This window comes from Pseudoalteromonas sp. 2CM28B, assembly GCF_023161935.1.
Genome location: NZ_JALNTH010000008.1, coordinates 205856 through 227056 on the forward strand (window position 1 = coordinate 205856; position 21201 = coordinate 227056).

The 21201-nt window shown below is 38.1% G+C and carries 13 protein-coding genes; 9 read left to right on the forward strand and 4 right to left on the reverse strand.

The window, feature by feature from the left end; translation table 11 throughout:
- Positions 1-65: 65 nt before the first annotated feature.
- Entirely contained in the window at positions 66-3113 is a 3048-nt protein-coding gene (locus MTN96_RS13750; RefSeq protein WP_248531947.1) for an FAD-binding and (Fe-S)-binding domain-containing protein, read from the reverse strand.
- 145 nt (positions 3114-3258) lie between these two features.
- Between MTN96_RS13750 and MTN96_RS13755 the strand changes: the two genes are divergently transcribed.
- Entirely contained in the window at positions 3259-3468 is a 210-nt protein-coding gene (locus tag MTN96_RS13755) for a hypothetical protein (protein WP_248531948.1), read from the forward strand.
- 65 nt (positions 3469-3533) lie between these two features.
- Here the strand turns inward: MTN96_RS13755 and ppsA are convergent, their stop codons facing one another.
- On the reverse strand, positions 3534-5909 hold the full coding sequence (gene ppsA, locus MTN96_RS13760) for a phosphoenolpyruvate synthase (RefSeq protein WP_054981983.1): 2376 nt from the start codon (positions 5907-5909) through the stop codon (positions 3534-3536).
- 154 nt (positions 5910-6063) lie between these two features.
- Here ppsA and MTN96_RS13765 point away from each other — a divergent pair, with 154 nt between their 5' ends.
- A complete protein-coding gene (locus tag MTN96_RS13765) occupies positions 6064-6873 on the forward strand; it encodes a pyruvate, water dikinase regulatory protein (RefSeq protein ID WP_004586305.1) in 810 nt (269 codons plus the stop codon).
- A 59-nt stretch (positions 6874-6932) separates the two neighbouring features.
- Here MTN96_RS13765 and MTN96_RS13770 read toward each other — a convergent pair whose 3' ends face one another.
- Positions 6933-8282 (reverse strand): class II 3-deoxy-7-phosphoheptulonate synthase, encoded by a 1350-nt coding sequence (locus MTN96_RS13770; RefSeq protein WP_024032363.1) that lies wholly within the window; start codon positions 8280-8282, stop codon positions 6933-6935.
- 989 nt (positions 8283-9271) lie between these two features.
- Between MTN96_RS13770 and MTN96_RS13775 the strand changes: the two genes are divergently transcribed.
- Positions 9272-10147 carry a DNA replication terminus site-binding protein gene (locus MTN96_RS13775; protein WP_248531949.1) on the forward strand — a complete coding sequence of 292 codons (876 nt, stop codon included), beginning with the start codon at positions 9272-9274 and terminating at the stop codon, positions 10145-10147.
- A gap of 62 nt (positions 10148-10209) precedes the next feature.
- Here the strand turns inward: MTN96_RS13775 and MTN96_RS13780 are convergent, their stop codons facing one another.
- Complete coding sequence (locus tag MTN96_RS13780) at positions 10210-11424, reverse strand: hypothetical protein (RefSeq protein ID WP_004586302.1); 1215 nt, start codon at positions 11422-11424, stop codon at positions 10210-10212.
- 774 nt (positions 11425-12198) lie between these two features.
- Here MTN96_RS13780 and MTN96_RS13785 point away from each other — a divergent pair.
- From MTN96_RS13785 to MTN96_RS13810, 6 genes are all read left to right on the forward strand, one after another.
- Complete coding sequence (locus MTN96_RS13785) at positions 12199-13437, forward strand: AAA family ATPase (protein WP_054981985.1); 1239 nt, start codon at positions 12199-12201, stop codon at positions 13435-13437.
- Between the two features lie 15 nt (positions 13438-13452).
- Positions 13453-14415: a hypothetical protein gene (locus MTN96_RS13790; protein ID WP_004586300.1), complete on the forward strand. Its 963-nt coding sequence runs from the start codon at positions 13453-13455 to the stop codon at positions 14413-14415.
- A 436-nt stretch (positions 14416-14851) separates the two neighbouring features.
- The gene (locus MTN96_RS13795) at positions 14852-17995 is read left to right on the forward strand and encodes a DEAD/DEAH box helicase (RefSeq protein WP_248531950.1); all 3144 of its coding nucleotides are present in this window, start codon (positions 14852-14854) and stop codon (positions 17993-17995) included.
- A gap of 778 nt (positions 17996-18773) precedes the next feature.
- Positions 18774-20240: a DNA recombination protein RmuC gene (gene rmuC, locus MTN96_RS13800; RefSeq protein ID WP_055254232.1), complete on the forward strand. Its 1467-nt coding sequence runs from the start codon at positions 18774-18776 to the stop codon at positions 20238-20240.
- Between the two features lie 42 nt (positions 20241-20282).
- The gene (locus MTN96_RS13805) at positions 20283-20834 is read left to right on the forward strand and encodes a GNAT family N-acetyltransferase (RefSeq protein ID WP_248531951.1); all 552 of its coding nucleotides are present in this window, start codon (positions 20283-20285) and stop codon (positions 20832-20834) included.
- Positions 20834-21127 (forward strand): hypothetical protein, encoded by a 294-nt coding sequence (locus MTN96_RS13810; RefSeq protein ID WP_248531952.1) that lies wholly within the window; start codon positions 20834-20836, stop codon positions 21125-21127. The genes MTN96_RS13805 and MTN96_RS13810 overlap by 1 nt, the downstream gene beginning before the upstream one ends.
- Positions 21128-21201 lie beyond the last annotated feature (74 nt).

A 21201-nucleotide genomic window follows, 5' to 3' on the forward strand; every position in this document is an offset into this window, starting at 1 on the left:
AATTGGTATTAATAAAAAAGGCGTAACTTATTTTTAAGTTACGCCTTTTTTATTTTTAACTTTTACTAGCTAAGTACCTGTGCGAGCAACTCTATAGGGTGCTTTGGTTTAAATTGCTCAAAGCGTTTTACTTGGCTGCGGCACGAAAAACCGGTAGATAAAAGTTGCTCTGGTTTATTTTTATCTACTATTGGTTTCCAACTCATTTCGTACAGTGCACGGGAATTTTCTTGGTTTTGTGCTTCATGGCCATAAGTACCGGCCATGCCACAACACCCGGTATTGGTTGTATTTAGGGTTAAACCAATATCAGTAAAAATTGTTTTCCATACACTTGCCGCTTTTGGTAAAGCGGTTGTTTCTGTACAGTGGCTCAATAATGTAAATTCAGTATCGGTTTTTTGTTTAGCCGATAATGATTTAAACGATTGAGTTTGTAACCATTCATGGGCAAGTTGTACATGAAACTCGCCGCGATTATTTTCTAAAATGGTTTTGTATTCATCACGATAACACATAACTAACGATGCATCTAAACCAACCAAAGGCGAATTAATATCAGCGAGTTTATTTAAAAACTCTGCGCCATTTTTTGCGGTTACTTTAAACTCATGCAAAAACCCTTTTACGTGTTGGGCTTTACCATTAGGTTTAAACGGTAATATCATCGGCTTTTTACCCAGCGCGGTGATAAGTGTTATAAAACTTTGCACTAACTCGGCTTCGTAAAAGCTGGTAAACGGGTCTTGCACTATTAGCACATAGTCATTTTGTTCATCGCTTGAAAGTGAATTTAATAGTTCAAAATTAAATTTATGTGCTTTTGCTACGCGCTTTTCAAGTGAAGGCACACTTAATTGGGGGGTATCTACATACCCTACTGTTTTTTTAATTAAACTACTTACTAAGTTTGTTTTAACAATTGGGTTGATCACGCGTGCAAATTTAGACATTACAGGCGCCGAACTTTCAATGTTAGCGACTAAATAATCTTTAAGTGGGCGCGCGTAATAACTGTGATAATAATTTAAAAAGCGTGCTCTAAAGGTAGGTACATCCACTTTAATTGGGCAAGATGTTGAACACGCTTTACACGCTAAACATTCATCCATTGACTCTTTTACTTCGTGAGAAAAATCGTAAACACCTTTGTTTTTTTCACGGCTATGAACAAAACGCTCCCACCAGGTAATAACTTCGCCTTTGTTAAGCTCTTTTTCTACTTCGAGCAAATCAACATTTTTAGACTCTTGAAGTCGTAACCATTCTCGCATTAATGTTGCGCGGCCTTTTGGCGAATGCCTGCGATCGCCGGTTACTTTATATGAAGGACACATGGGAGAATTTTCGTCGTAGTTAAAACAAATGCCGTTACCATTACAGGTCATTGCATTGTTAAAACTTGTTTTTACATCGATAGAAATTTGCTTATCGAAGTACGAACGTTTTTGCCCATCTACACTAACTAGTGAGTCCTCACTTTCTATAGGAGTACATATTTTCCCAGGGTTTATTCTGTTATTAGGGTCGAACGCTGTTTTTATTTTACGTAGTTGTTTAAATAAATGCTCGCCAAAAAACTCAGGGCCGTATTCACTTCGGTAACCTTTACCATGTTCGCCCCACATTAAGCCACCGTATTTAGCGGTAAGTTTTACAACTTCGTCTGAAATTTTACGAAGCAGTTTTTCTTGTTCTGGGTCGCACATATCTAGCGCCGGGCGTACATGTAAAACACCCGCGTCAACATGGCCGAACATACCGTATTGTAAATTATGGCTATCGAGTAATGCTCTAAATTCTACAATGTAGTCGGCTAAGTTTTCTGGCGGTACGGCGGTATCTTCAGCAAAGGCCAATGGCTTTTGGCTGCCTTTAACATTACCGAGTAACCCGACAGATTTTTTACGCATTGCATAAATTTTTAAAATGTCACTTTTACTGCTGGTTAATTGATAGCCAATGACACCATTGGTTTGATTTGCTACGCACTCGTCTAATAATGTACAAAGTGTGTTTACTTTGTCTTTTATATCTTCAGGTGATACTGCATTAAACTCAACCATGTTGAGTCCTTGCATATCTTTATTTGGTACATCGGTTATTAAGTCCGATACTGAATGCCAAATAATATCTTCGCGAGCCAGGTTTAATACTTTGCTATCGACTGTTTCTACCGATGTTGCACGCGCATCAACTAAAAAGGGAGAGTGGCGAAGTGCCGAATCAAAACTGTCGTATTTAATATTTATCAGTGTTTTAAATTCGGCTATGGGAGTTAAGTTTAATTTAGCTTCAGTAACTATACCTAGTGAGCCTTCTGATCCGGTAATTAGCCTACTCATATCAAAAGTTTGTAAGTCATCACTTAGCACATGCTCTAGGTCGTAGCCGGTTAAAAAGCGATTTAAGCGTGGAAATTTTTCTAAAATTGCTTGGCGTTCATTTAAAGAAATTTCCAATACTGTTTTGTAAAGGCTACCGATTAATGATTCTTGTTCGGCTATTACTTTAGCTTTTTCTATGTCTATTGGTGATGTCACCATTGGGCTGCCATCGACTAAATAGGTAGTAAGTCCTAAAACATGGTCGCTGGTTTTACCGTATACTAATGAACCTTGACCTGATGCATCTGTACTGATCATTCCGCCAATGGTTGCTCGGTTACTGGTTGATAAGTCGGGTGAGAAGAAAAAGCCGTACGGTTTTAAAAAGTCGTTTAATTGATCTTTAATTACACCTGTTTGTACTCTAACCCAACCTTCCTCAACGTTAATTTCGAGTATTTCGCGCATGTAGCGAGACAAATCAACCACTATTCCTGGTGTGAGTGATTGCCCATTAGTACCTGTACCACCACCACGAGGGCCAAAAGTAAGCGACAAAAATGGGTCGCGAGATGCTGTTTGCAATGCCAGTTGAATGTCTTTTTCGGTTTTAGGAAAAATAACACCTTGTGGGATTTGCTGATAAATACTGTTATCGGTAGAGGCGGTTAAACGTGTTGCATAGCTTGCATCGGTGTCTCCACTAAATCCCTGATTTTTAAGTGTACTTAAGTAGTTTGCGACAAGCTCGGTCGCTGCATCTTGCTGTGTAATTGTTGCTATCATGACGGCGATAATTTAAGGCATTTGTGTAATTATATCATGGTGATGGCTAATAGAAATTGAAGATTTTACAGTTTGTAACACTCTTTTTATCGTATTTTGAGGTTCTGTATTTATAATCAAGTTAAACCAATGTGTAGAGATTTATATGAAAAAATTACTATTACAGATCATAGCTGTGTTGTTTATTTTGCTGGGGCTATTTTTTGCTGTAGTTCCAGGCCCCTCCCTGATATTTTTTATGGCGGGGTTACTGTGTTTTTCGTTTTATTACCCAAAAGCCACGCATTATTTAAAGCTTTGCCAAAAAGCCTTAACTAAATCGTGTAATTATTTAGATAAAAAATTAGCACGCTAAATTATGCCACATACAAAAATGCCAGCTTAATAGCTGGCATTTTTATTTGTTACGGATATTGATGATTACTTAGCAAGTTTGTCTGCTAGGTATAACCATGTTTCTAGTACTGTATCTGGATTTAGTGAAACAGAATCAATGCCCTGCTCTACTAACCATGCTGCAAAGTCTTCATGATCTGAAGGACCTTGACCACAAATACCTACATACTTGCCCTTTTCTTTAGCGGTTTTAATTGCCATAGAAAGTAGCTTTTTAATCGCAGGATTACGCTCATCAAATAGATGTGCGATTAGGCCTGAGTCACGGTCAAGGCCAAGTGTTAGCTGAGTTAAATCGTTAGAGCCGATAGAAAAACCATCAAACATCTCTAAAAATTCATCGGCAAGTAATGCATTTGAAGGAAGCTCACACATCATGATTACTTTTAGACCATTTTCACCACGTTTAAGGCCATGCTCTTCTAGTAATTCGATAACACGTTTACCTTCTTCAAGGGTACGTACGAATGGGATCATGATTTCAATGTTGGTCATACCCATCGTGTTTCTTACGCGTTTAATTGCTTCACACTCAAGGGCAAAACAATCACGGAAGTCTTCAGAGATATAACGTGCAGCACCACGAAAACCAATCATTGGGTTTTCTTCTTCAGGTTCGTACTGCTCACCACCTACTAAGTTTGCATATTCGTTTGATTTAAAATCAGACATACGAACAATTACACGCTCTGGTGCAAAGGCACAGCCTAGGGTTGAAATACCTTCTACTAATTTAGAGATATAAAACTCTACCGGTGATTCGTATCCGGCAATAATGTCGGTAATTTCTGCTTGTAACGCAGGTGATTGGGCATCAAAATTTAATAGCGCTTTAGGGTGAACACCAATCATGCGGTTAATTACAAATTCAACACGGGCAAGGCCAACACCTGCATGTGGTAAACGTGCAAAGTCAAACGCGCGGTCTGGATTACCTACGTTCATCATCACTTTCATTGGCAGTTCTGGCATTTTATCAACGCGCGACGTCAGTATTTCAAAATCTAAAATACCTTCGTAGATGTAACCTGTATCGCCTTCAGCACATGATACCGTTACTTCTTGGCCTGCTTTAATTAAATCGGTTGCGTTACCACAGCCAACTACCGCAGGAATACCGAGTTCACGGGCAATAATTGCTGCGTGACACGTACGCCCACCACGGTTTGTAACAATAGCCGCGGCGCGCTTCATGATAGGTTCCCAATCTGGGTCGGTCATATCGGTAACTAAAATGTCGCCTTCTTGTACTTGGTCCATTTCTTTAATTGAATCAAGTACACGAACAACACCACTACCAATTTTATGACCAATTGCGCGGCCTTCAGCAATTACATTGCTTGTGCCATTTAATTGAAAACGCTCCATAATATTGGCATCTTCGTTTGAGCGAACGGTTTCTGGGCGCGCTTGTACTATGTACAATTTGCCATCGTTTCCGTCTTTTGCCCATTCGATGTCCATAGGACGACCGTAGTGCTTTTCGATAATTACAGCTTGTTTTGCAAGTTCTTGGACTTCTTCATCTGTAATTGAAAATTTGTTTGAAAGGCTTGGCTCTACGTCAACAATTTCTACTTGTTTGCCGTGTGCCTCATCTGTTGAGTAAATCATTTGAATGGCTTTTGAGCCAATATTACGACGTACTACTGATGGCAACCCTTTTTGTAATGTTGGTTTATGAACATAAAATTCATCAGGGTTTACTGCGCCCTGTACAACCATTTCACCCAAACCGTAGCTTGAAGTAACAAATACAACGTCTTCAAAACCAGACTCTGTATCAATACTAAACATAACGCCTGATGCTGATTTATCTGAACGTACCATACGCTGAATACCAGCAGATAGTGCAACACCACGATGATCGTAACCTTGGTGAACACGGTACGATATGGCGCGGTCGTTAAATAAAGAAGCAAATACGTGTTTAATAGCGACCATTACTGAGTCGATACCACGTACGTTAAGGAAGGTTTCTTGTTGGCCTGCGAATGATGCATCTGGCATATCTTCAGCGGTGGCTGATGAGCGTACTGCAAATGATACATCGGCTGATGTATCGCCATGAAGTTGGCTGTATGCGTCGCGAATGGCTTGGTCTAGGTTAGGTTGGAATGGGGTATCGATAATCCATTGGCGGATATCGGCACCGACTTTAGCGAGTGTATTTACATCATCAACATCAAGTGTATCTAAAATGTCGTGAATTTTTGCATTGAGTCCAGATTGCTCTAAAAACTCATTGAAAGCGTCGGCTGTAGTGGCAAAACCACCCGGAACCTGTACACCTGCGTTAGCGAGGTTTGAAATCATTTCACCCAGTGAGGCATTTTTGCCGCCAACACGAGGAACATCTTGCATACCAAGCTCTTGATACCAGAGAACGTATTCTTGCACGGGTCTTTCTCCAAAAAACAAATTGTAGTTGTAACTGTGAGAGTTAAGAAAGAAAACCTTTTATAAAGGTCACCTTCATTCTACACTGGCATTAGACCTCACGTAAACCGTGAGTAAGCCATTTTAGGGATTAAACGTAATAAAAAGGTTAACTATGAGAACTGCTTTTTATATATCAGACGGCACTGCTATTACCTCCGAAGTGTTTGGTCACGCGACTTTGTCGTTATTTCCGGTTGAATTTAATCATAAAACTATTCCTTTTGTAGAAACAGAAGAAAAAGCAAATGAAATTAAAGCGTTAATAAACGCAACTGCTGCAAAAGAAGGTGAGAAGCCATTTGTATTCTTTACCTTCGTAAATCACAACTTAAGTGAAATTATTAAATCGGCCGATGCAATCGCGTATGATTTTTTGTCTACTTACAGTGAAAAAATAGAAAAAGAGCTTAATGTTGCGCCAGTGCCAAAAATGCATCGTACCCACTCTATTCATGAAAAAAGTTATGACTTTAGAATAGATGCGGTTAACTATGCCCTTATGAATGATGATGGCGGAAATATTAAAAACTTTTCTGAAGCCGATATTATTTTAGTAGGTGTTAGCAGAAGCGGTAAAACACCAACAAGCTTGTACTTAGCCCTACAGTACGGCATAAAGGCTGCAAATTACCCAATAACTGAAGACGACTTAGAGAGTGAGGGACTACCTAAATGTTTACTCCCTTACAAACATAAGTTATTTGGGTTAACTATTGACCCTGAGCGTTTGGCTGCAATTAGGCATCGTCGTATGGCAAATTCTAAATACGCATCAATAAGACAATGCCGAATTGAAGTGCGTGAAGTTGAAATGCTTTATAAGCGACATAAAATTGCATACTTTAATTCTACCCATCATTCTGTAGAAGAAATATCTGCAAAAATCCTAATAGACAGTAACCTTGAGCGACGTAAGTACTAACCAACTAATTTACTGATTTGTTAAAAAAAGCCGCTATATGCGGCTTTAGTTTATATTTATTACTTACGAGCGTCTTTTAATAAATCAGCTACTAAAAAGCCTACTTCTAATACTTGGTCTGCATTTAGACGCGGGTCACATTGTGTTTTGTAACGTTGCGCTAGGTCATCATCAGATAAACCGTATGCACCACCGGTACACTCTGTAACGTGCTGGCCAGTCATTTCTAAGTGGATACCACCTGCGTATGAACCTTCAGCTTTATGTACAGCAAAAAACTGGCTAATTTCGCGCATGATATTATCGAAGCTACGCGTTTTATAGCCTGATGTCGCTTTTTCAGTGTTACCGTGCATTGGATCCGAGCTCCAAATAACTTTACGGCCTTCTTGCTGAACGCGTCTTACAAGTGCTGGAAGTTTTTCTGGCAGTACGTCGGCGCCCATACGTGTAATTAGCGTTAAACGACCCGGAATGTTATCTGGGTTTACAGCATCAATTAAACGAATTAGGTCATCTGGGTCCATTCCTGGGCCAACTTTAACACCAATAGGGTTTTTAATACCTTTGAAAAACTCAATGTGTGCATGGTCTAATTGACGCGTACGCTCACCAATCCACACAAAGTGCGCAGAACAGTCGTACCAGTCACCTGATAGGTGATCGCGACGAGTTAGTGCTTCTTCATAGCCTAGCAATAACGCTTCGTGAGACGTGTATAAGTCGGTTTCTTTAAGGCTTGGCGCAATAGTAGAATTAATGCCACATACTTCCATAAATTCAAGAGCGTCTTGAATTTTGTCAGCAAGCTGTTGGAATCGCTCTTTTTGCGGATTAGCGGCTACAAAGCCCATATTCCAGCGATTCACTTGATGTAAATCTGCTAAGCCACCTTGTGCAAATGCACGAAGTAAGTTTAATGTAGCTGCACTGTTGTGGTATGCCTTCATTAAACGTTGTGGATCGGGAATACGCGCTTCTTCTGTAAACTCAAAGCTATTTACAATATCACCACGGTAAGATGGTAAAGATACACCGTCAATAGTTTCTAAATCTGCAGAGCGTGGTTTAGCATATTGGCCTGCCATACGTGCAATTTTAACAACTGGGCATTTACCGCCGTATGTTAAAACAACAGCCATTTGTAAAATGGTTTTAAATGTATCGCGAATATTAGCGGCATTAAAGTCGCTAAATGATTCGGCACAGTCGCCACCTTGAAGTAAGAATGCACGACCTTCACATACATCTTCTAATTGTTTAAAGAGGCTTCTTGTTTCTTCTGCAAAAACAAGTGGCGGAGCACTCTTTAACTGGCTTTCTACTGTTTTCAGTTCTTCTTGATCTGGGTACTGTGGCTGCTGCAGTATTGGCAGTTCTCTCCAGCTATTTGGGTTCCACGATTGCATGTTCTTTCCTCATTCCTACTTTACCTGATATAAAGAAATTAACGTATGCATGGCCCTAAGTTCAAGGACTATATTCACTATTTACCAACTAATTTGTTATGAGTTAAATATATATAAGGTTATTTGTGATTTTAAGGCTGCTCAGGCTTAGTTTTAAGCGTGTTTTAATTTTACTATTTTTATTTAAATACAATAAGTTAAATATATGAAGGCGTTTTTTTAACCATCCCAAACCAAATTGAATTCAAAGCCTTAAAGTTAACAGTTTCGACAGGAACACATCATACTTAAAGTGAGTTAAATGTAATCTTAGCTTTACAGTGGTAATTTAATTAAATCAACCAATTGACTAGAATTTATTTTGAGTGTGTGTTATGTGGCTCGGGGGTTGTGCAAGGCTATAGCAATAAGTCCACTTTATTCTGTACAGCTGTGATCAGGTTATTAGGCGATGCCAGTATTCTAATTAGGGCTACTAAAAACAGTCTGTATGAACGACTACTTTAAATATTAAGTTGTATAGAGTTCATTTTCACAGAGCAGCCATCCCCATCACAGGAGCCAAGCGGTGTATTACAAGTATCACTTATAAGCAATTATACAATGAGTGCCCAACACTATCTAAAGTGTCGAACCAAAAAATTGATTGCTGGCCTTAAACTAAAGGCTCAATAACTATTTTACACAGAGCGATAATATATAAAAGTATACATCGCCCTGGTAATTACCTGTGCTACAACAATTTTTCCCATATAGTTTAAATACTCATAAGTGTATTGATCACGCCTGGGCTCACTAATTCTTTCTGTTATATGCAAATATTCACGCACCGAATTTCACAAACATAAGCAAACAGATTTAAAGAACACATCATACTTAATTTCAATTGAATGTAATCTTAGCTTTTGTAAAGTAAATAAACTTTAAAAAGACAAAGTAAAAGGTTAAACTTAATAATTACATAAGTAAGATGTGTTCTCAGGGTGGTTATGGTTTCTAAAGTACAAATAAGAAGTCAGTTTGATTTAATGAATGAATTAATATCGTTATTGATTGATGAATTACGTGTCTGTGAATATTCAAAGGCTGAATATTATCAGCTACCAGATATAAATAGTGTTGATGAAAATATTATTCCCGAGTCAATTCCTGTAAAAAAATTAACCGGCGAAATTGCTCATAGGGCAATTTTAAATTCGTTTACTGATATTTATAAAAAAGAAAGTTTAAGTAGTAGAGTACTCAAGCGTCATCCTGGGCTTTTGGTTCTAAAAAATGCAGATGTCGCAGCATTAACTAGCCGAATACAACAAGTTAATAAAGCTAAGGCTGCTTTTAAGGAGTGTGTTTTGGCTATCGATAATAACGATGCTCGATTTGAAGCTGTTCATAACGCGGTTCCAAATTTAATCACTCTTGCAGCCTATCGAAAAATTCATTTTCAAAGTGAGTCCCCTTTTTCAGTGCGATTTACTTGGATGCATAAGCATGCCACTAAAACTCTAACTAAAAAAATGGCACTTGAAATGCTCGACAAATCCGCCGGTTATAGAAATCCAAGAATGATCGACCAACAAAAATGGCAGTCCCTCGTTGCACAAGAGCAAATGCGAGTAGCTAGTTTAGGTGAAAAAGAAAAGTTAAGAATTCGCCGCCCTACCCGAGTAAGTCCCCAAGTTAATGTTAGGTACACCGCAGAAAATAGGTATCACGTAAGTGCTGCATTGCCGTTTATTTTAATTAACCCACAGCCCGATGTTAAGTTAGGTACTTTGCCAGATTATCAAAAACCAGAGTCTCACCCGAGAAAAAAAGAGTATGACTTTTTAGTGGATAGACTTTATTTAGAACAAGTAGATAAATAATTATGTTAAAAAGGCCACACAGTGTGGCCTTTTTGGTAAGTAGTCTAGTATTTTAACCGTTGTTATTTTTCGACTATTTCTTCTATTTTATCTTCATCAATTAAAACTGCGTTTTCAACAATTCGTTTACCACCTTGAATCTCAATACGCTTATTGTGCTTATTGAGCGTGAGTATCTCATCACAAAACTGATCAGAAGGATGCATTTCATAGGTGTAATCAATAATATTACCGGTTTTATCATCTTTTACATTAGTAATGCTGTATTCTGAAATAGCCCCTTTTTCAATCAAATCTTTCATTGTTGTGGTCATATCACGGCGTAATGCTTTTAATTTGTTTTCTGTGATATCGTCGGTTGAATAAATAGAGCCGTATTTTTCCATAATAGATAGCAATCTAAAATGATACGTTTTACCAGGTGCGGCATAACGCCAAAGGTGGTATAAACGCAGCATCATCCAACGCGATAAACCACGTTTTAGCTCTTGCGCACTGTTAAAGTAATACCCTTTGTATTCAAGGTTATCAATCATGTTATGAACAAATGCATTTAAACATGCAACACATTTAACGTTGCCGCCTTGGCCTTTTTTACCACTAAAGTGAAGAGATGATAAAAAGTTCATGTTTGACTCATAAAAAGAGTCATCAATATCTGTATTTTTAGTATCAGTAGCCGAGTATTTAAATGAAAGTTTAGAACCTTGAAGTGCTTCCAATGATTCTTTAATTTGTGGGTATGGCATTGATTGGCCAACCGCTTTAAGTTCTTGGGCTAATTCGTTCATCGAAAAAACCACGGCATATTGAATACCGGACTTAAAATTGATTTTTACGATTTTACCTTTCGATGCAAGTCGAATTAACGCGCGCTCAACTTTTTCTTCTCTATCCGATGGCCACACTAAATATTCTACGTCTTCGCCATCTTTACGCGTGCTTACAACGGCCGGTGTAATTTTTATTTCGCCGTCATATAAAATACCATCTACTTTTTCGGATATTTTACGCGTAATAATTGTTTTTTTAGGTGCTTCTTCCAATGGCAATTTTTTATGCCCAGAACGTACAAAACGCCCCCATAAATCATAGTGGTTAAACGTGTTTGAATAAGCACGTAACCCATGAGCGGCATTTTCGATAGAAATTCGCACATCTTTGTTATCTGTAAATAGTGCTAAACTTTCGTTATCTATTGCACTTTCCACCCCGTGTATTTGGCCCCTAAGTGTATCGGGCAAGTTATCTACCGAGATGTTGACCTTTCGGCTCATTGTTCTGATTTCCATTTTTTATTGCGACAGCTAATAACAACACATTAAGCAACAAAAGTTAAATGTTTAAGTTAGTATAAAACTGATCCGAGTATAAATAAACGTAACGGATCATTATTATACTAAGTAGTGAGTGATAAGCTTAATTTCAGATCACTATTTTACTAAGATAAGCCTCTCAAGCTAAATTTTTACTAACTCAATTTATTTTTTGTCCATTAAAAGCGCTATTTTTAAACTTTTTACACGACAAACGTTAGTAAAATAAATACCTGCTGTGGATAACAGCACTTCGAGTTAGCATAGATCTGATCTGTACTTACTACAGATCAGATCTATACCAATTAAACGCCCTGTTCTTCGTAAGCTTAAGTGTATAACTTTATAATTTACTTAGTAAAAAACTGATCTCACACAGTCATTTTGTACATAACTTATTGAGTAAGTTGTGCATAACTCTAATAATTAAATAAGGCTTAGTAAAAAGCTGATCTGCATGTAGATAAAGATCTGATCTTAACCAAGTATAATGGTGATCTGCTTTTTTTAACATTATTTATAAATATCATATAGTTATATAGCTATTATACACCCTTAACCTTTATTACCTTATATATTTAACCACCTTTAAACTTCTTTATTTATACTAAGCAATCTTAAAGGTGTAAAAATATTTTTAAATGTCTTGTTATTAAAATGCATGTCGCCTTAAATAGTTGTTTACAGCTATTTGAATGGACATTATACTAACTGCCTAACTTTGAGGAAGAAAGTATGTCTATCAATAATAACGCGCTAAGTACTTACCGGCTTTTAAAAGCAACAGCCGAAGTTGCTGAAAAATCTTTAAAAGGACGCATACAACACTATCGCGCTCATCTTAAATCAGAAGAAAAAGAATTAAGAACTTACACCCAAAAAGCGGCAGCAGATTTATTAGGGTGTAATAATCGTACCTTAAAACGTCGTCATGACAATGGTGACTTTGATGATTTAAATATTAAGCGTGGTGCAAATGGGCACTATGCGTACACGTTAGTTAATATTTTTGCGATGGCCGATATCATGGATATTCAGCCAGATCACCGCACTACTAACGATAAACTCCAAGTTATTGTTATTAATTCACTTAAAGGTGGTTGTGGTAAAACAACCAGTATGGTTAATATTGCTGCAGCGTTGGCGACGACTAATATCAAACGTTATCGTATTGGTATTATTGATTTAGATCCTCAAGGTTCGTCTTCTAGCTTTTTCCCTTCTAACGATCACGACCCTGTTACGGTAGGCGACTTAATGCGTGATTGTATTGATTTAGACGAAGGCGAAACCTGGCCAGAGTTTGTTTCTAGTGCTTTTGTGACTACGCATATTCCAAATATTCGTGTTTTACCCTCAGGTATGGATGACTTTTACTTTGAACACGAGACTGCAACACTTTTAAAAGACACCTCTAATTACGAACAAACACGTCATTATCATAAGCTTTTAGAAAAGGTTATTGAGCCGGTTAAAGACGAATTCGATATTATTTTAATCGACACAGCTCCTACACTTAACTTTATGTTTTATAATGCTTTAATGGCCTCTACGGCGATGCTTATTCCGGTTCACCCTGAAGCTGTAGATTTTGATGCTAACAATAAATATTTAAAGCGTTTAGGTGAGATTTACCACACAGTAGCGGCACTTGGTCATGAAGGTTGGGACTTTATGCAGTTTTTAGTGACCAATTACGTTAAGGGTAATCATTCACAGCGCGATATTGTTAAAGATGTACGTAGTGCGTTTGGCCGCCAAGTAATGAGCTACCCAATTAATCACAGCTCGGCAATTACGGCTAGTTCATCGTCTTTTAATACCATATTTGATCAAAAAGCATCGGATAGTTTAGCAAGTCGCGAGTCTTTATTACGCGCGCAAGAAAATATTAAAGATGTTGTGGACGAATTAGAAATGCTTATTCGTTCTAATTGGGAGTCAACCCAATCATCACTTAACAACACTAAGTAAGGATGTTACATAAAAATGGCTACAAAACGTAAAAACGACACCCGCTTAGATCCATTTGCAACTGCCGTAGGCAATAGCAGCCTCGATGCATTACTTGAGCAAGCAAGCGCTGGTGATGTAATAAGAATGCCTGCGCCAAGCGACCCTACACGCGAAATAACCTTAGTGTGTAAAGTTATTGCTCATGCAGATATTGAATCTAGCACCACGGTTTACGGTAAAAACCGCCGTGTACAAGCGCTATTAAACGAAAAGTCAGTTTCTGATATTTTACCTGCAATCAGTGAAGATGGACGAAATCAACACCCTGCTTTACTTTGGGATCAGGGAAATACTAACTTAGTACTTGCCGGTTCACGCCGTCGAAAGGCATGTATTTTAGGTAATGCCGATTATTTAGTTTTAAGCTCTCCTGATTTTACCGATCAAGACGCTAAAATTTTAGCTGTATCTTCAGATCAGTACATAGCCCCAAGCCTTTGGGAGCTAGGGCAAGCTTATCAACAAACTAAAAACGATCTTATTGAGCAAGGTAAAAAAGGCTCTTATCGCGAAATTGCCGCTATTGAAGGTGTATCGCACACCGCAATTGCAGATGCCATTAAAGCGTACGAGCAAATCCCCGCTGATGTTATTTCACTTTACCCAACGGCTAATCACGTAGGCAGAGAAGTCGCTAAAAAGCTTGTTAGTGCAAAGGAGCGCGACGAGCAGGCGTTTAACGCCCTAGTTAGCGAATTACATACAGACGATGAGATTAACGCCATTACAAGCGACGACAAACGCGCTATGGCAATTACTAAACGTTTAACTACCGAGCCTAGCGTGGTTGCTAAACGTGAAGCTGTATTTGAAAACAACTTTATAAACGTACAACGTAATTTAAAAAGTGGTGACGTATCTATTAAAATAGATAATAAAGTATTGACTGACAAACGCTTAGAACAACTTACTAAGCTGTTAAGCGCGTTTAATTAGCCCCTTATTACTTAGTAAAATAGTGATCTTAAAAGCCTGTTAGGTTAGTTAAATTCTGATCTAATGGGCTTTTTACTTAGTAAAATCCTGATCTTTTTTGCTATTTATAACCTATAAATCCCTCATTTTTGCTCTAAAGATCACATTTTTACCAACTGAATTTAGTTTTTACGACTATTTGATGCTGGATCTTAATTTGTTAGTAAAAAACTGATCTGTAAAGCCCCGGCATTGTTAATAAATTGTTTGTAACATGTGTGTTTGCTGTTTACCTATTCTCATATTGGCAGATAAAGTGTCATAAAGTACGTATAAACCGATTTTTTACTAACCTAGCAGCTCCAACCAGTTTATATAACGTTAATATTGCTTTTGCTGTGCGCAGTTAAAGAATATACTGGCAGAATTATTTTAAAAATTTAATACTTAGAGTGACATGTCTGCTAACTTATCAAAAAATGATTTACTGGCTATTTTTGAAGAAATAAAAAATGAGCAGGCAACCTTGTTCCCTCTTTCTGAGCGCTTTATAAAAAAGCTGTTTAGGCCAAACGTGCTCGATAAAGGCAAAGAGTATTATAAAAACGGCCAAATTAGTTGGTTAGAGCACAGCAGTGATTTTGCTGTTATTGATTCAACGGTACACGGCGACACCGGATCAGCATTTAACCAACGCATTGAGATCAATAAAGTACCTACTGGTTACTCTGTTGATACGCATTGTACCTGTAATGCTAAAACCAAATGTAGGCACTTAGCCGCTGTATTATTTAAACTTAAAATAGAGCACTCAGGTGAATACGGAGAAGACTACTTTATTAACGATTGGTTTAGTGAACTGACAGCACTTAAAAGTGTTGATGCTAAAGCTCCTTCGCAAGTTCTTTTATTTGTATTAGACATTGAAAACAATAAAGTATTTTTAACGCCAAAAATTGCCAATTACGACAAAAATAATAATTACACGCTTGGGCGCAATTTAACTGAGCAACAATTAAATAGCTTTGTAACGCCAAACGATTTGCTCGAAAGTGACTTTAGACTCTTTAGTTGGATTCGCTCGCAAAATGCAGTGGGTAATTTAGAGCTAAAAGGTCAATGGGGCTTTAGCGCTTTACAGCAATTAATTGCCACCGACCGTTTATTTTTACAACGCTCTCGTGTTGCTATTAAAGCGCAAACTGGGCAATCGCTTAACTTTAATTGGCAGCAACAAAACGAGTTATCGCAATTAATTATTGAGCTTGAACACAGTAAAAATTGGGCATTGATAAAAACCACGCCGCCCGCTTATTTAGACCTCGATCACTTTAAAGTAGGCCGGATCAGAACACAGCTTAGCGCCGACGAAATAGCACATTTACAATCAATTCCCGCACTGCACGATGCTAATTTTGATCGCATTTATAAACAACTTGCCGACAATTTTGGCGCCGGTGTTATTCCGCATCCGAATAACGAACAAGTCAATGTTAAGCAACTTGGTAATGCTGTTTTAAAAGCCACTATGGATGAGCAAGGGCTTAAAGTTTCGCTATTATTTAAATATAAAAATAAAAATTATTTAGCGGGAGCAGCACCAGCGAGTTTAATAAATAGTGCATTTGAAAACACAGTAACAAATGAGTTAGTAAATTTAGGTTTTGAGTTTTGTAAAGGGGGTTTACAAAGTGAGTTTATATTTAATAAACAATCACCTATACATTTACATTGGCTTGTTTACGAAGTATTCCCTGGCTTTAAAAAGCGTGGCTGGCAGGTAACTCAAACTAAAGTAAATGTAGCCGACCCCCAAGGGCACGTTACACTCGATGTAAACCGTGCTGCAGGTCACCAAATGCATTGTAAAGTGCAATTAAGCGATGCCAAAGCCGCTGTACTTTTTAATACCGATGATGCCACGTATCAATCGTTAAATCGTCAAAGTGAGCTGTTTTATTACTACCCTGTTGGGCGTCAATTTGGTGTTATTAGTAAAGCCGCCATTAATTTACTGACCGAATTTAAACAACGCTTTGAATTTGTAAAAACACGCGATGAATTTAATATCCCGCTTTCTTATTTACCTGAGCTGGTAAAGCATACCGCTGTCACTATAGACCTTCATGATGACTCTCTTGAGCGTTATCTTGATGAATTAAACAACACCGAGCAGGTAATGCCAGTGGTGCCCTTACACGGTTTAAATGAGTCGGTAACACTACGTGAATACCAGCAACAAGGCGTTGATTGGCTTAGCTTTTTAAAGCGCCACCAATTAGGTGGCATACTTGCTGATGACATGGGGCTTGGCAAAACGCTACAAGTTATTGCCTTTTTAGCCAGCAGTTTTAATCGCCCGCAAGCGGGGCCTACTCTTATAGTGTGCCCTACAAGTTTGGTAAGTAATTGGCAAAACGAAATAACCAAATTTGCTAAAAGTCTTAAAGTAACCACTATTTTTGGCTCGCAACGTAATGAGCCTTTACAACATTTAGCGCAAGCGCAGTGTATTTTAACTACTTACCCATTATTAAAGCGTGATATTGCTTATTACTCGCCACTTTATTTTGAAAATATTATTTTAGATGAAGCGCAATATATTAAAAACGATACTGCACAAGTCTCGCGCTTAGCTAAGCGTTTAAATGCCGACTTTAAGTTATGTTTAAGCGGTACGCCTATCGAAAATAATTTGTTTGAGCTTAAGTCGTTACTCGACTTTGCAATGCCTTCATTACTTGGCTCGCAAGCCCACTTTAAACAGCACTTTCAAACACCTATTGAGCGCGAAGCCGATTCAGAGCGAGCTGAGCAACTGAAAGCGCTTATTATGCCGTTTATATTACGCCGCACAAAAGCGCAGGTAGCTCAAGAGCTGCCACAAAAAACAGAGCTGTTAAAAGAGTTTGAGTTTGAACCTAAACAAAAAGATATGTATCAAGGTATTACGCGCGCCTTAGAAGAAAAGCTCATCGACTTATTTGCTGAGCAAGGCGCACAAAAAAGTAAGCTCGCATTTTTAGAAGCGCTACTAAAGCTAAGGCAAATTTGTTGTCATCCAAAATTAATTGAGCCAGAAACACAAGCAGGTTCAGCAAAATTAGAATGGCTAACTACGCATTTACCGTTAATGCTAAGCCTTGGTCGTAAAGTGATTATTTTTAGTCAATTTACCTCTGCGCTCGATTTAATTGCAGAGCGTTTAAACGATATAAATATCAAATTTAGTATGCTAACTGGGCAAACGCGTCATCGCGACAAAGTTATTGACGAATTTACCAGTGGCAAAACCTCGGTGTTTTTAATCAGTTTAAAAGCAGGCGGTACTGGGCTTAACTTAACTCAAGCCGATACCGTTATTCACTTTGATCCATGGTGGAACCCTGCTGTTGAAAAACAAGCCACCGATCGTGCTTATCGTATTGGCCAAACAAATCCAGTGTTTGTTTATAAATTAATTATGAGCAATTCTATTGAGCAAAAGGTATTTAAAATGCAGCAAGATAAGCAAGCGCTAGTTGATGCATTATTTACCGATAAATCAATGAGCTTTACTTCGTTTGATGAGCAGCAAATGTTATCGCTTATAAAAAGCTAATTTTTTTACTTAGCATGTGAACTAATTTAACCAAACGGCGTCTATTATATTGCTTGTTGAATAATTGCAGTTATCACAAGCTTCATGTTGATTTCCCCTGATTGGTTACTAAATTTAGTAATGATTGAGCCAGCCCTTTTAGCTGGCTTTTTTTATGCCTGTAATTAACACCTTAAATTGCATTTTTTATAAATAGTTTGAACTAAATTTAAAAACACGCGTCTACTATTATGCTTGTTGAATAATTGCAGTTATCACAAGCTTCATGTTGATTTCCCTGATTGGTTACTAAATTTAGTAATGATTGAGCCAGCTCCTTTTAAGCTGGCTTTTTTTATGCCCACATTTTAGTTTTTAAATTATTTATATTTTTATGTGAACTTAATTTTGTGTGCAGCGTCTACTATTATGCTTGTTGATTAATTGCAGTTAACACAAGCTTCATGTTGATTTACCCCGTTTAATTACTAATTTTAGTAATGATTGAGCCAGCTCCTTTTTTAGCTGGCTTTTTTTATGCCCACATTTTAGTTTTTATAATTATTTATATTTTTATGTGAACTTAATTTAATGAGTGGCGTCTACTATTACGCTTGTTGATTAATTGCAGTTATCACAAGCTTCATGTTGATTTCCCTGATTGGTTACTAAATTTAGTAATGATTGAGCCAGCCCTTTTAGCTGGCTTTTTTTATGCCTTTAGTAAATGTTACGCCCCTACCCCCCACTACCTTTATTCGTTATGATGGCATGTCTCTAAATTTTATAAGTTTATTTTATGTTTACTCAGCTATTAACGCATATTGATTGGTTAAGTGCCAGCGCAGGGCTTGCAACAGGGCTCGTACTATATGGCCTAGTGTCGCTCCCTTCTCGTAATAAATTAAAACAACACATTAGCGAGCAACAGCAACAGTTATCGTTATTACAAAACCAGTACGACAATAAACAGCTGCAATACACGGCCTTATTTGATGAGCACGAGCTGCTCGAGCAATCACATCAAGAGCAACGCGATGAAGCGCAGCATTTTAAAACTCGCTTTAGCGAGCAAGAAAAACAAAGTGTTCAATACAATCATTTTTGGCGTAAAGCCGAAGGCGAACTTAGTGCCTTGCGAGAGCAATATAACCAGCGCGATATTGAGCTTAATAATATGCGAACTACGCTTGAGCAAAAGCAGCAAAACTTTACCGAGCAGCTTGCACAAATAGAGCAAAGCAAAAATGTGCTTAAAAAAGAGTTTGAAAACCTAGCTAATAAAATTTTAGAAGAAAAATCGCAAAGCTTTAAAACCCTAAATCAAGAAAGCATTGAGCAACTATTAAAGCCAGTTCAAGGGGAGCTAAAAGGCTTTAGAGATAAAATGGAATCGATTCACGTTGAAGACTTAAAACAACGTGCAGCCCTTAAAACTGAGCTACTGCACTTGCAAGCTAAAAGCCAAGCTATTACCGAGCAAGCCGATAAACTTAGTAATGCCTTACAAGGGCAAAAAAAGACCCAAGGTAATTGGGGCGAACTAATGCTCGAAAACGTACTCGACAGCGCAGGCCTGCGTGCGGGTACCGACTACAAACGCGAAGTATCGTTTAATACCGAAGACGGTCGACTGCGCCCCGACGTAGTGGTGTATTTACCTCAGGGCCGCCACTTAGTGATTGACGCTAAGACATCGCTAAATGCTTATACCCGCTACGTTAATGCCGAAAACGAGCTAGAGGCTAGCCAAGCAATTAAAGAGCATGTAAATGCTGTTACCGCGCGTATTAACGAGCTTGCCAGTAAATCGTACGATCGTCTCCCTGGTATAAATTCGCCTGAAGTAGTTATCATGTTTGTGCCTATAGAATCTGCATTTGTAGAGGCGCTTAAATATCAAAGCGATATTTACCAACAAGCTATCGAAAAAAACATTTTAGTTGCTACACCAACTACTCTGCTTACAAGCCTTAATATTGTTAAACAGCTGTGGCGCTTCGAAGAGCAAACCAAATACTCTAAAGAGCTGGCGAATCGTGCAGAGCGCTTTTACAACAAACTCAATGGCTTTTTAACGAGTATGGAAGGTGTTGGCAAACAACTAGACCGTGCAAAAGAAAGCTACGATAAAGCCTTTTCACAGCTTTACCGTGGTAAAGGTAACTTAATTAAACAAGCTTCAGAATTTAAAGAGCTAGGTGTATCGGTTCAAAAAGAGTTACCAAACGACAGCGTAGAAAAAGCCCAATTAGAGCTAGATTAATTCGATTTATCTCTACTGTTTTATACATTAAAAGGAAGGTTAATGGTTTTTCCCTTACTCAGTTCACAAAGGTTAGCGTTAACCCCTATAAATTATGAGGATAGAGACGCTATTTTTGCTCTTTTTTCAGACCAAGGTGTTACTAAATACTATGATCTGGCACCCTTTACTCAAGTTTCTCAGGCCGATAAGTTAATCGAATTTTTCAATATTCGGTATAAAAATGGAGAAGGGATCCGCTGGGCTATCCGTTTAAAAAATACTGATGAGTTAATAGGTACTTGCGGTTTTAATAGTTGGTCAGTACCAATGAAGCACGCATTTATTGGTTACGACCTTAATAGCCAGTATTGGGGTACAGGCTATGCTTTTGAGGCTATTCATATGATTATAAAAGCTGCCTTTGATGGATTGCTAAGTTGCGGTGCTTTAAATCGAATTCAAGCCGACACAGTACCAGGAAATAACGCATCAGAGGCGCTTTTAGTAAAGCTCGGCTTTTGTGAGGAAGGCACAAGGCGACAAAGTGGTTTTTGGAAAGGGCAATTTCACGACTTAAAATGCTTTGGGCTTTTAAGCGCGGAGTTCAATTGATGAAAACTGAAGTTGTAATTTATAACTTATTGCACGAAATTACTGCTCAATTCCCTGAAGTTAAAGCGTTGCTGAGTATATATGATGAAGATGAAACCACGTTTAAAATGGAGGCGTTTTCTAAAGCCACAACAAACGCTTTTGCTCTTGGCTATGTGGAGCAAGCCCAGCGTTATTTAAGTTTTATGGCTGAAAAGCTAGTAAGCGCCGAGGCAAAAGTAATTGAATACATAGACGTATATTACGTAGAAACATTATTTTGGGGCGCAAGTTCTCATACTATTGCGGTTTGATCTGACTCCATAAAAGTAGACACCTATTTAGGAGTCAGTTCTCATGAAAGTAAAAGCGTTTCGTAAACATACAG